Below are 15,968 nucleotides of genomic sequence, written 5' to 3'. Positions count from 1 at the left end.
AAGGCCTGGCCATGCGTGCCAGGCCCTGGTCTCGCCGGTCTGCCTTTTGAACTGTTGCAGGAGCTTCGCCATGAACCACAGCTATCGCCTTGTGTGGAACGACGCCAGCCAGCGCTACGTTGCCGCCCCAGAAACCGCCCGTGGCCGAGGCAAGAGCCGCACCGCCAAAACCCTGGCGCCCGCGGCGGCGCTGCTGGGCGCACTGCTGGCGCTGCCGGCCTGGGCCCAGGCGCCGCCGGTCCATGCCCTGCCCACCGGCGGCCGGGTGGTCGTGGGCCAGGCGCAAATCGCCCAGAACGGCAGCCAGATGCATATCCAGCAGGACAGCCAGAAGGCCATCCTGCAGTGGCAGGGCTTTGACATCGGCAGCGCTGCCAGCGTGCGTTTCAACCAGCCCAATGCCAGCGCCGTGGCGCTCAACCGTGTCGTTGCCGGCAACGCCAGCCAGATCCACGGCCAGCTCAGCGCCAACGGCCAGGTCTGGCTGGTCAATCCCAATGGAGTGGTCTTCGGCCAGGGCAGCCGGGTGAATGTGGGCGGGCTCGTGGCTTCGACGCTGGACACCAGCAATGACGATTTCCTGGCCGGCAAGGCCCAGTTCACGCGTGCCAGCGCGGCGCAAGGCGGCATCAGCAACCAGGGCGAGATCACGGCCACGGGCGACGGGCAGGGCGGCGGACTGGTGGCGCTGCTCGCGCCCACGGTGAAGAACGAAGGCATCATCCGTGCCCAGCTGGGCAATGTAGTGCTCGCCGGCGGCGACCGGGTGGGCTTGCAGGCCGGCGCGAATGGCTTTTTGCAGGTGGCGCTGGAGCCTTCCACGGTCAAGACGCTGATCGAGAACAAGCAGTTGATCATGGCCGACGGCGGCCAGGTGCTGATGACGGGCCGGGCCGCCGACGCGCTGTCGGCCAGCGTAGTCGCCAACAGCGGCACGGTGCAGGCGCGCACGCTGGCGCAAAAGAACGGGCGGATCCTGCTGCTGGCCGACATGCAGCATGGCGAAGTCCATGCCGCGGGCACGCTGCAGGCGAGTTTTGTCGAAACTTCGGCGGCCGGCGTGCACATCGACTCCCAGCTGAAAGTGCTGACCGATGGCGGCCACTGGCTGATCGACCCGGTGGACATGACCATCGACCAGGTGAAGGCCAAGGCGATCGAGGCCGCGCTCGGCGACGGCGATGTGACCGTGACCACGTCGAACGGAGGCATCCACGGCGCAGGTGCGGACAAAGGCGATATCCACGTCAACGCCGACATCAGCTATGCGAGAAACAAGCTGACCCTGAATGCGGACAACCACCTCAATATCAACGCCAGGATTGCCGTTAATGTGGACGGCACGCTGGCCTTGAATTACGGCGGAACGGCGGGCGATCCCAACGCCGTGCCCGTGCCAGGGAGCAACCTCCATGTCAGCGGGCAGGTGGATTTTGCGAAGGCCGGCACCGATCTGCTCAGCGTCAACGGCCATGGCTATACGGTCATCAACAGCCTGGATGCCTTGCAGGCCATGAATTCCGGCCTCGGCGGAAAATACGCGCTGGGCGGCTCGGTGGATGCAAGTGTCACGGCGGGTTGGAACGCGGGCAAAGGCTTTGTGCCGATTGGCAATGGTGGCACTGCATTTACCGGCACTTTTGATGGCCTGGGGCATACCATCAACGGCCTGACCATCAACCGCAGTAACGAAAGTTATGTCGGTCTGTTCGGCTATGCCGAGAACGCTACGTTGCGTAATGTCGGCTTGGAAGGCGGCAGTGTGACTGGCGGCAGCCAAGGCCTTGTTACCTACGCTGGCGGGCTGGTCGGCTATCAGGATGGGGGCAGCATTTCCCATGCTTATGCCACCGGGGCTGTGACGGTATCTTCCTCCTTCTCCTTCTCCTCCTCCTCCTACGCTGGCGGGTTGGTCGGCTATATGGCCAGAGGCAGCATCTCCAATGCCTATGCCAGCGGGGCTGTGGCGGCTTCTTCTTCCTCTTCCTATGCCTTCCCCGGCGTTGCCTTGGCCTCCGCCTACGCTGGCGGGCTGGTTGGCTATAGCGCTGGGGGCAGCATTTCAGATGCCTATGCTACCGGGGCTGTGACGGCATCCTCCTCTCCCTCCAATCCCTACTTCTCCGCCCGCTCCTACGCTGGCGGACTGGTTGGCTATAACGCGGGAGACAGCATTTCCCATGCCTATGCCTCGGGGGCTGTGAAGGCCAGCGCCTCCAACTCCTCCAATTCATCCAGCTCCGCCAACACCTCCTACTCCCACGCCGGCGGGTTGGTGGGCTATCTCGATGAAGGACGCATTTCTGATGCCTATGCCACCGGGGCTGTGACGGCTACCTCTGCTGCCTCCGCCGCCGCCTCCACCCCCTATTCCTACGCTGGCGGGCTGGTCGGCTACAGCAAGGCTGTCGTCGGAACGGCCAGCATTTCCAATGCCTATGCAACTGGGAAGGTAGAAGCCTCCGCCACCTCCCACTTCACCCCCTCCCACACCTACGCTGGCGGGCTGGTTGGCTATCAGGATGGGGGCAGTTTTTCCCATACGTATGCCACCGGGGCGGTGACTGCCACGTCCTCCATCTCCTTCGCTGCCGGGCTGGTGAGTGACAGCAAGGGCGGCAGCATTGAAAACAGCTTCTACGCCACCACTGATGCCGATGGTGTGGCCATCAACCGTTCAGGCATCTCCCTTTCAGGAGTGCAGGGCAAGACCTTTGCCGAACTCCAGCAGTTGGCCACCTTTGCCGGTTGGGACATGGACGATCAGGGCGGCACCGGCCGCACCTGGCGCATTTACGAAGGCTCGACCACGCCGCTGCTGCGCAGCTTTTTGAAGGGGGTGACCGTGACCGCAACCGCGACCGACACTGCCGGAAAAACCTATGACGGCAGCGCCGCCAGCGTAGGCGCCACTTACACCACCGATGTGGCTGGTTCCACGCTGGACGGCAGCCTGCGCTACTCCACCACCGATAAAAACGCCGGCACTTACAGTATCGCTGACGGAACGCTCAAGGTCGGGGGGATGCATTCCGGTCAGCAGGGCTACGACATCAGCTATGCCAACAGCACTCCAGACCTGTCGTTGACCATTGGGAGAGCCACGTTGAGCGTGACGGGCACGACGGTGGCGGGCAAGACCTACGACGGCGACACCACGGCCAAGGCCCAGGTAGGCAAGCTCGAAGGCCTGGTGGGCGATGAGCGGTTGGGCGTCAGCGTCCTCAGCAGCAGCTTCGACAACAAGAATGCGGGCGGCCGCACGGTCACCGTCGGCTATGAACTGGTCAACGGCACCAACGGCGGGTTGGCGAGCAATTACACCGTCACAGCGACCCAGCACGACGCCAGCATTGCCCAGAAAGCACTGAGCGTGACGGGCACGACGGTGGACGGCAAGACCTACGACGGCGACACCACGGCCAAGGCCTATGCCGGCCAGCTCGAAGGTTTGGTGGGCGATGAGCGGCTGAACGTCAACGTCGCCAGCAGCAACTTCAACGACAAGAACGCGGGTGACCGCACGGTCACCGTCGGCTATGAACTGGTCAACGGCACCAACGGCGGGTTGGCGAGCAATTACACCGTCACAGCGACCCAGCACGACGCCACCATTGCCCAGAAAGCATTGAGCGTGACGGGCACGACGGTGGACGGCAAGACCTACGACGGCGACACCACGGCCAAGGCCCACGCCGGCCAGCTCCAAGGTCTAGTGGGCGATGAGCGGCTGAACGTCAACGTCGCCAGCAGCAACTTCAACGACAAAAACGCGGGTGACCGAACGGTCACCGTCGGCTATGAGCTGCTCAACGGCACCAACGGCGGGTTGGCGAGCAACTACACCGTCGCAGCGACCCAGCACGACGCCAGCATTGCCCGCAAGGCATTGAACGTGACGGGCACGACGGTGGAGGGCAAGACCTACGATGGCGACACCACGGCCAGCGCCCACGCCGGCCAGCTCCAAGGTTTGGTGGGCGATGAGCGGTTGGGCGTCAGCGTCCTCAGCAGCAGCTTCGACAACAAGAATGCGGGCGAACGCATTGTCACCGTCGGCTATGAACTGGCCAATGGCAGCAACGGCGGCCTGGCGAGCAATTACACCGTCACAGCGACCCAGCACGACGCCACCATTGCCCAGAAAGCATTGAGCGTGACGGGCACGACGGTGGACGGAAAGACCTACGACGGCGACACCACGGCCAAGGCCTATGCCGGCCAGCTCGAAGGCCTGGTGGGCGATGAGCGGCTGGGCGTCAGCGTCCTCAACAGCAACTTCAACGACAAGAACGCGGGTGACCGAACGGTCACCGTCGGCTATGAACTGGCCAATGGCGGTAATGGTGGCCTGGCGAGCAATTACACCGTCACAGCGACCCAGCACGACGCCACCATTGCCCAGAAAGCATTGAGCGTGACGGGCACGACGGTGGACGGCAAGACTTACGACGGCGACACCACGGCCAAGGCCCACGTAGGCCAGCTCCAAGGTCTGGTGGGCGATGAGCAGCTGGGCGTCAGCGTCCTCAACAGCAACTTCAACGACAAGAACGCGGGTGACCAAACGGTCACCGTCGGCTATGGACTGGCCAATGGCGGCAATGGTGGCCTGGCGAGCAACTACACGGTCACCGATAGCAGCCATAAGGCCACCATTGCCCAGAAAGCATTGAGCGTGACGGGCACGACGGTGGACGGCAAGACCTATGACGGCGACACCACGGCCAAGGCCCACGTAGGCCACCTCCAAGGTCTGGTGGGCGATGAGCAGCTGGGCGTCAGCGTCCTCGGCAGCAGCTTCGATAACAAGAACACGGGCGACCGCACGGTCACCGTCGGCTATGGACTGGCCGATGGCGGCAACGGTGGCCTGGCGAGCAATTACACCGTCGCAGCGACCCAGCACGACGCCAGCATCGCCCGCAAGGCATTGAACGTGACGGGCACGACGGTGGACGGCAAGACCTACGACGGCGACACCACGGCCAGCGCCCACGCCGGCCAGCTCCAAGGCCTGGTGGGCGATGAGCGACTGGGCGTCAACGTCGCCAGCAGCAACTTTGACGGCAAGAACGCGGGCGAACGCACGGTCACCGTCGGCTATGGACTGGCCAATGGCGGCAATGGTGGCCTGGCGAGCAATTACACGGTCGTCGAGACCCGTCACAGCGCAAGCATCGAAAAAGCCACTCTGACGCTGGCCGCCGCCACAGACCACAAAACCTATGACGGCAGCACGACTTCGAATGCCGCAGTGCGGATCGAAGGCCTGGTCGATGGCGACCGCATCACCAGTCTGGGCCAGTCGTTCGACAGCCGCAACGCGGGCAGGCGCGGCCTGCAGGTCAACTCAGGCTATGCCATCGAAGACGGCAATGGCGGCGGCAACTACGAGGTCACCACGAGAGGGGCGGAAGGCCGCATCGACCCGCGCGCGCTGACCATTGCGGCCGACAATGCCCACAAGCTGAGCGGCCAGGTGCTGGGTTTTGACGGCACCGAGTTCTCCACCAACGACGGCGGCCTGGTCGCCGGAGAAACCGTGCAGAGCGTGACCCTGGCCAGCGCAGGCAGCGCGGCCCAGGCCGGCGCCGGCAGCTATGCGATTGCGGCCAGCAATGTCCAAGGCGGCAACGGTTTTGACGCGGGTAATTACGACATTCGTTATGTGGACGGTAGCTTGTCGGTCACGCTTGCGGTCCCGCAGCCTGTGGAACCTCCTGTCGCACCTTCCGTCAAGTCGCCTTTCACTTCGTTCGCGGCGCGGTCGTCCCTGATCTCGCTCGCTGGCGATGCCGAGTGCACCGGGCAGACGGTGAGGCAAGCGGTTGGGGAGGGTGGAGAGTGCAGCTTGACCGCGGCCTATGTGCCTATGCTGCAGGTGGCGCCGGAGTTTGTGCGCCTGCGATGAATGTCGCGGTCACCCGCACGAAGCGCTCAAGCGCGCATGCTAGACTCCAAAAATGCGCCGCTTGATCGCTGTTTTGATGCTTGCTTTGCTCCCTTTCCAGTTCAGTTGGTCTGCGGTGGCGGCTTATTGCATGCATGAACGCGTTGCGGCCCAGGTGCAGCACGTCGGTCATCATGAGCATCAGCATGAGGCCCAAAGCACGGCCGATACCGCCGATAAGAACGGGCAAAGCGCTGGCCAGTTCGATCTCGATTGCTGGGTCTGCCATGGCACCGGCACCAGCGCCCTGCATGTCGCCCCTGCCAGGCAAGACAGCTCCCGCGATGCGGGTGTGGGCGCTCAGCCCAACGCACGGCTGACGGGGGTCACGTCTGCGCCCCCTGACCGCCCTCAGTGGCCTGTCCTCGCCTGATCGGCGGGGCATCTCTCTTTCCTTCAGTCATTTGTATCCGCCCCTCAGGCGGATGTAGTTGCGCGCGTCGCGGCTGCGATGCGTGATGAGTTGTTTGGTTGCATCCCCGCCGATTCCTTCGTGTTTTGATATCACTGGAGAATCGGATGTTTACGGGTATTCACGTTCAAGAAAGGCCGCAGTGCGGCCACCAAAAAATCAGGCGCGCAGCGAGCGCAGCGGCCCTCTGGCTGGCGGCTTGCAGCGGCGCTTTTGCCCAGGGCCTGCCGCAAGAGCCCATCGTCGGCGAGCCCGCGCTTTCACCGGCCGTCCCAAGGCCTGCAACGCCCTTGTCTCTGGCCCAGGCCGTCGCCAGGGCGTTGGCGGGCAACCCTGAGCTGGCAGCCGCGACGCGCCAAATCGAGGCGAGCGAGGGGCAGGTGTTGCAAGGGCGCGCGCGGCCCAATCCAGAGCTGGCCTATTCGCTGGAAGACACGCGTAGCAGAACGCGCACGCAAAGCTGGCAGCTCAACCTGCCCATCGAGTTGGGCGGCAAGCGTGCCGCACGCACCAAGGCGGCGGAAATGGCGCGCGGGCAAGCGCAGATGCAACGCAGCGCATTGCAGGCGACGCTGCGGGCCAACGTGGCTGCCGCCTATTTCGATGTGCTGACGGCGCAGGAGCGTCTGGCGCTGGCCCGGGACAGCGTGGCGCTGGCCCAGTCGTCCACGGACGCTGTCGCCAAGCGGGTGGCCGCGGGCAAGGTGTCGCCCGTCGAAGAGTCCAAGGCCCGCGTGGCGCAAGCCGGCATGCGTGTCGAGTGGGCCCAGGCCGCGAGCGAAGAGCGCAACGCACGCTCGCGCCTGACCGCGCTCCTGGGTGCGGTGGACGCGCCTTTCACGGTGCTGGAAGGCCAGGCCGACACGCTGCCGTCCGTGCCGAGCTTTGCCGAGCTTCAGCCCCTGATGGCGTCCGCGCCTCGCATTGTCCTGGCGAGGATGGAAGTGGACAGGCGCCAGGCCTTGACCGCGGTGGAGCAAAGCAAGCGCGTGCCGGACGTCACCGTCAGCGCCGGCCTGCAGCGCAGCAACGAAACGCAGCGCAACGTTCTCTTGTTCGGCGTCTCCGTGCCGCTGCCCGTGTTTGACCGCAACCAGGGCAATCTGCTGGAAGCGCTCAGGCTCGAGGACAAGGCGCGCGAGGAGCTGCAGGTGGCCACGGTGGGCCTGCACAGCGAAGTGGCGCAGGCCCATGAGCGCCTGGCCACGATCGTGGCCCAGATCCAGCTGCAGCAGCAGGACGTTCTGCCGGGCGCGAAGTCCGCTTACGAGGCCGCAAGCATCGGCTTTGCGCACGGCAAGTTCAATTTCCTGGAGGTGCTCGATGCCCAGCGCACCTACTTCTCCGCCAAATCCCAATACCTCCAGGCACTGGGCGAAGCCCATCGCGCCGCGGCCGATGTCGATCGCCTGCTTGGCGCTCGCTCCGACGCCCCCCTGGTCGCAACGCAGAACTGAAAATGAACATGAATACCAGCCAATCCAGCGTCAGCAAGAAACACCTGATCGCCATCGCCGTCGTCCTCGCACTGGGGGGCGCAGCGGGGGCCTTCATTTTCCAGGGCGGAAAATCCCAAGCCGCGGCCGCCGAAAGCGACGGCCATGGGCATGACAGCCAGGCCAAGGAACACGACGAGCATGGTGCAGAAACGGGCCATGGCGATGAAAAGGGCCATGAGGATCACAAGGGCCAAGCGGGTGCCGAGCACGGCGGCGCCGAGGACAAGAAAGACGGCCTGATCGAACTGAGCGACGCCCAGATCCAGGCCGCGGCCATCACCGTGGACACGGCGTCCGCGGGTCACATCCAGACGGCCTTGCTGCTGCCGGGCGAGATCCGGCTGAATGAAGACCGCACTTCGCACGTCGTGCCCCGTTTGGCGGGCGTGGTGGAAAGTGTCGGGGTCAGCCTGGGCCAGGTCGTCAAGAAAGGGCAGGTGCTGGCCGTCCTCGCCAGCCCGGCCGCGGCCGAGCAGCGCAGTGAGCTGCAGACCGCGCAGAAGCGCTTGGCGCTGGCCAGGACCACCTACCAGCGCGAAAAGACGCTGTGGGAGCAGAAAGTCTCGGCGCAACAGGACTACCAGCAGGCCGGCCAGGCCTTGAGCGAAGCCGAAGTGGCCGTGGCCAACGCCCAGCAGAAACTGGGTGCGCTGGGCCTGTCCCCCTTGTCGGCATCGGGCTTGAACCGCATAGCGCTGCGCGCGCCCTTGGACGGCATCGTCATCGAGAAGCACCTGAGCCTGGGCGAAGCCGTGAAGGAAGACTCCGCCGTGTTCACCATCGCGGACCTCAGCCAGGTGTGGGCGGAGATCAATGTTCCGGCCAAGGACTTGCCGTTCGTGCGGGTGGGCGAGAAAGTCACGATCAAGGCCACGGCGTTTGACGCCTCGGCCACGGGAACCATCGCTTTCGTGGGCGCCTTGATCGGCGAGCAGACGCGCACGGCCAAGGCCCGCGTGGTGCTGGCCAATCCCCAGGGCGCCTGGCGTCCGGGCCTGTTCGTGAACGTGGCCGTGGTGGCCGAAGAAACGGCGGCGCCGGTGACGGTTTCGACCGATGCCGTGCAGACCGTGGCGGAGCAGCCCGTGGTCTTCGTCAAGGTCGATGGCGGTTTCATGGCCCAGCCCGTGAAGTTGGGCCGCAGCGATGGCCGGCGCACCGAAGTGCTGCAAGGCCTCAAGGCCGGCACGCCCTATGCCGCGACCGGCAGCTTCGTCGTGAAGTCCGAACTCGGCAAGGGATCTGCCGAACACGCACATTGATTCCGGAACGTAAAAATGTTTGAAAAACTGATTCGATTTTCGATAGCGCAGCGCTGGCTGGTGTTGCTGGCGGCCCTGGCCATGGCGGCACTGGGCGTGTTCAGCTACCAGAAGCTGCCGATTGACGCCGTGCCCGACATCACCAACGTCCAGGTGCAGATCAATACCCAGGCGCCGGGCTACTCGCCGCTGGAGGCGGAGCAGCGGGTCACCTATCCCATAGAGACCGTCATGGCCGGCCTGCCGAACCTGGAGCAGACCCGGTCGCTGTCGCGCTACGGCCTGTCGCAGGTGACCGTGATTTTCAAGGACGGCACCGACATCTATTTCGCGCGCCAGCTGGTCAACGAGCGCATCCAGGAGGCCAGGGACAAGTTGCCGGCAGGCATCACGCCGGCCCTGGGGCCGATCTCGACCGGCCTGGGGGAAATCTATCTCTGGACCGTGGAAGCCGAGGACGGCGCCAAGAAACCCGACGGCTCGGTCTACACGGCCACCGACCTGCGCGAGATCCAGGACTGGATCATCAAGCCGCAGCTGCGCAATGTGCCTGGCGTGACGGAAATCAACTCCATGGGCGGCTTCGCCAAGGAGTACCAGATCGCGCCCATTCCCGAGCGCCTGGCTTCGCTGGGCGTGACGCTGCAGGAGCTGGTCACGGCCCTGGAGCGCAACAACGGCAACGTGGGCGCGGGCTATATCGAAAAGCGCGGCGAGCAATACCTCATTCGCGCGCCGGGGCAGGTGAAGTCCCTGGAAGACATAGGCAACGTGATTCTCAGCAGTGCGAGCGGCGTGCCGGTGCGCGTGCGCGACGTGGCGGAGGTGGGTATAGGCCGGGAACTGCGCACGGGCGCGGCCACGGACAACGGGCGCGAAGTGGTGCTCGGCACGGTGTTCATGCTGATCGGCGAAAACAGCCGCACCGTGTCGCAGGCCGTGGGCCAGAAGATGCTGGAAATCAACAAGAGCCTGCCCGAGGGCGTGCACGCGGTGACCGTCTATGACCGCACGGTGCTTGTCGACAAGGCCATCCATACGGTGAAGAAGAACCTGATTGAAGGCGCCATCCTGGTGATCGTGGTGCTGTTCCTTTTTCTGGGGAACATCCGCGCGGCCGTGATCACGGCCATGGTCATTCCCTTGTCCATGCTGTTCACGTTCACCGGCATGGTGCAGTACAAGGTCAGCGCCAACCTGATGAGTCTGGGGGCCCTGGACTTCGGCATCATCATCGACGGCGCGGTGGTGATCGTGGAGAACTGCGTGCGGCGCCTGGCCCACGCGCAGGCCCACCATGGCCGGCCGCTGACGCGCGCCGAGCGCTTTCACGAAGTGTTTCTGGCCTCCCGGGAGTCGCGCCGGCCGCTGCTGTTCGGACAGCTGATCATCATGGTGGTCTACCTGCCCATCTTTGCGCTGACCGGCGTGGAGGGCAAGATGTTCCACCCCATGGCCTTCACCGTGGTGGCTGCCTTGCTGGGCGCGATGATTCTGTCGGTGACCTTCATTCCGGCCGCCGTGGCGCTGTTCATCGGCAACCGCGTCAGCGAAAAAGAGAACTTCCTGCTGGGCCAGGCCAAGCGCCTTTATGCCCCGCTGCTCGATCGCGTGATGTCCGCCAAGGCGCTGGTGCTGACCATCGCCGCGGTGGCCGTGGTCCTGTGCGGATTGATCGCCACGCGCATGGGCAGCGAGTTCGTGCCCAACCTCAACGAAGGCGACTTCGCGGTGCAGGCGCTGCGCATTCCGGGCACCAGCCTGTCCCAGTCGGTGGCGATGCAGCAGCAGATCGAAACCCGCTTGAAAGCGCAGTTTCCCGAGATCGAACGCGTCTTCGCCCGCACCGGCACGGCCGAGATCGCCTCGGACCCGATGCCGCCCAACATCTCCGACGGCTACATCATGCTCAAGCCCATGGACGAATGGCCTGCGCCGCGCAAGACGCGCGACGAGTTGCTGGCGGCGATCCAGGAGGTCACCGGCAAGATTCCCGGCAACAACTACGAGTTCTCCCAACCCATTCAGCTGCGCTTCAACGAGCTGATCTCGGGCGTGCGCAGCGACGTCGCCGTGAAGATCTTCGGCGACGACATGGCGGTGCTGAACCGGTCCGCCGAGGAAGTGTCCGCCATGCTGCAGAAGATTCCGGGGGCCTCCGAAGTGAAGGTCGAGCAGACCACGGGCCTGCCCATGCTCACCGTGCACATCGACCGCGAGAAGGCCGCGCGCTATGGGCTGAATGTGGCCGACATCCAGGACACGGTGGCGATTGCCATCGGCGGGCGCGAGGCCGGCACGCTGTTCGAAGGCGACCGCCGGTTCGACATCCTGGTGCGCCTGCCCGAGAACCTGCGCAACGACCTTGAAGGCATGCAGCGGCTGCCCATACCGCTGCCGCGCGCCGTAGCGGGTGCGGACGCCCGGACCCACTTCATTCCGCTGGGGGAAGTCGCGACGTTCGAGCTCGCGCCCGGCCCCAACCAGATCAGCCGCGAGAACGGCAAGCGCCGCATCGTGGTCAGCACCAATGTGCGCGGGCGCGATGTGGGCTCCTTTGTCGCGCAGGCCGAGCAAGGCCTGGCCGGGATCAAGATTCCTACCGGCTACTGGACGAGCTGGGGCGGAACCTTCGAGAACCTGCAGTCGGCCACCCAGCGTCTGCAAATCGTGGTGCCCGTGTCCTTGCTGCTGGTCTTCGTGCTGTTGTTCGCGATGTTCGGCAATGCCAAGGATGGCTTGCTGGTCTTCACCGGCATTCCCTTTGCGTTGACCGGGGGCATTCTGGCGCTGTGGCTGCGCGACATTCCCATGTCGATTTCCGCGGCCGTGGGCTTCATCGCGCTGTCCGGCGTGGCGGTGCTCAACGGGCTGGTGATGATTTCCTATATCCGCACCCTGAGGGAAGAGGGCATGGGGCTGGATGCGGCGATCCGCGAAGGCGCCTTGACCCGCTTGCGCCCGGTGCTCATGACGGCGCTCGTCGCGTCGCTGGGCTTCATTCCCATGGCGATTGCGACCGGCACCGGCGCTGAAGTTCAGCGTCCCTTGGCCACGGTGGTGATTGGCGGCATTCTGTCGTCGACCCTGCTCACGCTGCTGGTGCTGCCGATTCTGTACCGCCTGGCCCACAGGCCGGACGAGGAAGAGGCGGCGGCCGAGCCCGTGCACCCCGACGCGCGCCTGTAGGCGTAAAAAGCAAACGGCCCTGAGGGGCCGTTTTGCTTTGCATCGTCAGCCGTGCATCAGACGGCGACGGGTGCCTTGATGGCAGGGTGGTGCTCGTAGCCCTGGACTTCGAAATCCTCGTAGACGTAGTCGAAGATGCTGTCGGGGCGGCGCTTGATGTGCAGCGTGGGATAGGCCATGGGCGCGCGCGCCAGCTGGGTCTGCACCTGCTCGAAGTGGTTGCTGTAGATATGGCAGTCGCCGCCGGTCCAGATGAAGTCGCCGACTTCGAGATCGCATTGCTGGGCGATCATGTGGGTCAGCAGCGCATAGCTGGCGATGTTGAACGGCACGCCCAGGAAAATATCGGCGCTGCGCTGGTAGAGCTGGCAGCTGAGCTTGCCATCGGCCACATAGAACTGGAAGAAGGCATGGCAGGGCATCAAGGCCATCTGGTCGAGATCGGCCACGTTCCAGGCGCTGACGATGATGCGGCGCGAGTCGGGCGTGGTCTTGAGCGCGCGTATGACTTCGGCGATCTGGTCGATATGGCCGCCGCCGGCCTTGGGCCAGCTGCGCCACTGCACGCCGTAGACCGGACCCAGGTCGCCGTCCGGGCGCGCCCACTCGTTCCAGATGGTGCAGCCGTTCTCCTGCAGCCATTTGACATTGCTGTCGCCGCGCAGAAACCACAGCAATTCCACGATGATGGACTTGAGGTGCACCTTCTTGGTGGTGACCAGAGGAAAGCCTTCGTTCAGGTCGAAGCGCATCTGGTGGCCGAACACGCTGCGCGTGCCGGTGCCGGTGCGGTCCGTCTTCTGCACGCCATGCGTGAAGACATGGCGCATCAGGTCTTCGTATTGCGAACGGATAGGGCGGGGGGCGTCAACAGGGCGGTTCATGGCTTCGGCAAAAATCGGTCAGGGCGACCCATGTCGCCCAATCCCTTAGTGTGCCATTGATGCCCCCAGGCCCGCCAGAGGGGCCTGGAAAGCCCGCAGTGCGGGGCTTTGGCCGACATGCAAAGGTCATGCAGTCGGGCCACAATCATTCTCAGGCCGGCCGTATGAAAAGCGCCGGGAGCGCCTGGCGCTGGCGGCCGAGAATGCAAGAACGGGGTTGGCATTCGCCCTTGCGGACTGTGCTGGGAGCGCATCTGCCCACCCTCTGCCCAGGAAGAACTGTCCCATGCCCTCAGTGAATCTCTCTCTTCAGACGGCTGTCGCCGTGGCGGCGGCCCTTCTGCTGGCGGCCTGCGAACCCAAGCCACCCGTACCCAAGGCCGCGCTGACGACTGCGCTGCCGGTGGCAGAGGCGGTAACGGCCGTCACGGCCGCCGTGATCATGCAGGATGAGCCCGTGCCCATTCCGCCGGTCCCGGCCCTGACCGCGGCATCTGTCCAGGAGCCCTTGTCCGGCCTGCAGGAGTTCGTCGGCAAGTACCCTTACGACGATGTCAATTACCTGGAGCAAGGCGTGCTGGCCGCGCGGCTGCGGGCCTTGCTGGGCGATCGCTACCCGGAGCTGCTGGCCAATATGCGCACCGTCTCGCCGCTGACCGAGGCCGACGGCCTGTGGTTCATCACCGGCAACCGCCCGCACGAGGGTGGGTCGGAGGTGGCGGCCGTGGTCATCGATCCGCGCCAGAACGCGCTGCGCGTGTGGCTGCTCAATGCCGGCAAATCCGCTGAATTTGTCGATCCGCCCCTGGCCCGTATTCCATGGCCCAAGGACGTGCAGACGCTGCTGAGCAACCAGAACCGGCCGCAGTGATCAGGCCCGGGGAAGTATGCAGCCTGGATTCATGATGCCCTGTGGATCCAGCGCCTGCTTGATGGCGCGCATCATGCCCAGCGCCACGGGCGACTGGTATTTCTGCAGCTTGTCGACCTTGAGCGCGCCCACGCCGTGCTCGGCCGAGAACGAGCCGCCGAACTGCGCCACGGCTTCATAGACCAGGTGGTTGACGCGCGCTTCCTGCGTATCCAGGAAAGCCTTGGCGTCGCCGTCGACCGGGGCCTGCACGTTGTAGTGCAGGTTGCCGTCGCCCAGGTGGCCGAAGTTGACCAGGCGCACGCCGGGGATTTCCTGCTGCAGCAGGGCGTCGGCGTGCTCCACGAAGGCCGGAATGCGCGACGCCGCGATCGAGATGTCGTGCTTGATGTTCAGGCCTTCCTCGGCCTGGGCCAGCGGAATGCTTTCACGGATATGCCACAGGCCCTGGGCCTGGGCCAGGCTTTCGGCAACCACGGCGTCGCTGACGCAACCGTCTTCGAAGGCCATTTCCAGCAGGGCTTCGAAGCGGCTGCGCGCATGGGCTTCGGATTCGCTGTCGGAGTTTTCCAGCAACACGCAGTAAGGCGTGTCGGCCGCATCGGCAAACGGCACGCGCAGTTGGGGCATGTGGCGCACGACCAGGCTCAGCGCAAACTGGCCCATGACTTCAAAGCCCGTGAGGCCCGCGCCCAGTTGCTGGTGCGCCAGGCCCAGCAGGCGCACGGCCGCGGCCATCGACGGCACGGCGGCCCAGGCCGTGAGGCGTGCGGCGGGCTGGGGGAAAAGTTTCAGCGTGGCCGCGGTGATCACGCCCAGCGTGCCTTCGCTGCCGATGAACAGATCGCGCAGGTCGTAGCCGGTGTTGTCCTTGCGCAGGCCTTTGAGTCCGTCCCAGATTTCGCCCTGGGGCGTGACCACTTCCAGGCCCAGGCACAGCTCGCGGGTGTTGCCGTAGCGCACGACCTGGGTGCCGCCGGCATTGGTGCCCAGATTGCCGCCAATGGTGCAGCTGCCTTGCGCGGCCAGCGACAGCGGGAACAACAGGCCCGCGGCGTCGGCCGCCTGCTGCACGTTTTGCAGAATGCAGCCCGCGTCCACGGTGATGGTCAGGTTGTCGTGGTCGAGCTGGCGCACGGTCTGCATGCGCTGCAGGCTCAGCACCAGCTGGGTGCCGCTGGTGTCGGGGGTCGAACCCACGGACAGGCCGGTGTTGCCGCCCTGGGGGATGAGGCTGGTACCCGAGGCCGCGCAGGCGCGCACCACGGCCGCCACTTCGGCGGTGTTGGCGGGGCGCACCACGGCCAGGGCCTTGCCGTGGCTGCGGCGGCGCCAGTCCATCTCCCAGGCGCTCAAGTCGCCTTCGGTGAGTACATGGGGCGCGCCGACGATCTGGCGCAGGGTGTCAAGCAGGGCGGACATAGTAGGCAGTTCTCAAGAAGGGGTTCGACAGGGTTCGGGCGGGCTCAGCTGGCTGTGGTCAGGGCGGATGCTTTGACCGCACGCTGGCGCCAGCGCACGTGCAAGGTGCAGGCGACGAACAGCGACAGGCACAGCGCGACTTCGACCAGGGCCAGCCAGCGGCTGGGCGCGGGATCGCTCCAGGCGCGCACCACGCCTTCGGTGAAATACAGCCAGATCACCAGACTGACCCAGCGGTAGGTGTACATGCGGCGCTTGAGCAGGCCGGCCAGCGGCAGGCACAGCGGCAAGGCCTTGAGCGCCAGCCAGGAGCCTCCGGGGCGCAGCGGCGCCAGCCACAGTTCCCAGGCGACGCACAGCAGCATCAGGGCGAGCAGGCTGCCTACGGCCCACCAGCGGGTGGCAGCTACGTCGCTGCCGGGTTCACTATGATTAGATGGATTCATTGAGGTGGCATCATATCGGCCATGGCCTTG

The 15,968-nt window shown here is 65.1% G+C and carries 9 protein-coding genes; 6 read left to right on the top strand and 3 right to left on the bottom strand.

The window, feature by feature from the left end; genetic code table 11:
- The first annotated feature begins 70 nt into the window (after window positions 1-70).
- The 5 genes from N0K08_RS00925 (at window position 71) to N0K08_RS00905 (ending at window position 12,315) form a co-directional block, all read left to right on the top strand.
- Window positions 71-5,914 (top strand): YDG domain-containing protein, encoded by a 5,844-nt coding sequence (locus tag N0K08_RS00925; RefSeq protein ID WP_261498112.1) that lies wholly within the window; start codon window positions 71-73, stop codon window positions 5,912-5,914.
- Window positions 5,915-5,966: 52 nt separating this feature from the next.
- Complete coding sequence (czcI, locus tag N0K08_RS23280) at window positions 5,967-6,326, top strand: cation efflux protein, CzcI family (protein WP_408642883.1); 360 nt, start codon at window positions 5,967-5,969, stop codon at window positions 6,324-6,326.
- Between the two features lie 329 nt (window positions 6,327-6,655).
- Window positions 6,656-7,822, top strand: a complete 1,167-nt coding sequence (locus N0K08_RS00915; RefSeq protein WP_261498110.1) for a TolC family protein — start codon at window positions 6,656-6,658, stop codon at window positions 7,820-7,822.
- A gap of 2 nt (window positions 7,823-7,824) precedes the next feature.
- Window positions 7,825-9,126 carry an efflux RND transporter periplasmic adaptor subunit gene (locus N0K08_RS00910; protein WP_261498109.1) on the top strand — a complete coding sequence of 434 codons (1,302 nt, stop codon included), beginning with the start codon at window positions 7,825-7,827 and terminating at the stop codon, window positions 9,124-9,126.
- A 15-nt stretch (window positions 9,127-9,141) separates the two neighbouring features.
- Window positions 9,142-12,315, top strand: a complete 3,174-nt coding sequence (locus tag N0K08_RS00905; protein ID WP_261498108.1) for a CusA/CzcA family heavy metal efflux RND transporter — start codon at window positions 9,142-9,144, stop codon at window positions 12,313-12,315.
- A gap of 56 nt (window positions 12,316-12,371) precedes the next feature.
- Here N0K08_RS00905 and N0K08_RS00900 read toward each other — a convergent pair whose 3' ends face one another.
- Complete coding sequence (locus N0K08_RS00900; protein ID WP_261498107.1) at window positions 12,372-13,199, bottom strand: thymidylate synthase; 828 nt, start codon at window positions 13,197-13,199, stop codon at window positions 12,372-12,374.
- Window positions 13,200-13,485: 286 nt separating this feature from the next.
- Between N0K08_RS00900 and N0K08_RS00895 the strand changes: the two genes are divergently transcribed.
- Entirely contained in the window at window positions 13,486-14,070 is a 585-nt protein-coding gene (locus N0K08_RS00895) for a hypothetical protein (protein WP_261498106.1), read from the top strand.
- Here N0K08_RS00895 and N0K08_RS00890 read toward each other — a convergent pair whose 3' ends face one another.
- Both N0K08_RS00890 and N0K08_RS00885 read right to left on the bottom strand, forming a co-directional pair.
- Window positions 14,071-15,492: an FAD-binding oxidoreductase gene (locus N0K08_RS00890; protein ID WP_261498105.1), complete on the bottom strand. Its 1,422-nt coding sequence runs from the start codon at window positions 15,490-15,492 to the stop codon at window positions 14,071-14,073.
- 44 nt (window positions 15,493-15,536) lie between these two features.
- A complete protein-coding gene (locus N0K08_RS00885; RefSeq protein WP_261498104.1) occupies window positions 15,537-15,938 on the bottom strand; it encodes a DUF2069 domain-containing protein in 402 nt (133 codons plus the stop codon).
- Window positions 15,939-15,968: the final 30 nt, after the last annotated feature.

The organism is Acidovorax bellezanensis, assembly GCF_025421555.1.
GTDB classification, from domain to species: domain Bacteria; phylum Pseudomonadota; class Gammaproteobacteria; order Burkholderiales; family Burkholderiaceae_C; genus Comamonas; species Comamonas bellezanensis.
This window is presented reverse-complemented; position numbering and strand designations above follow the sequence as displayed.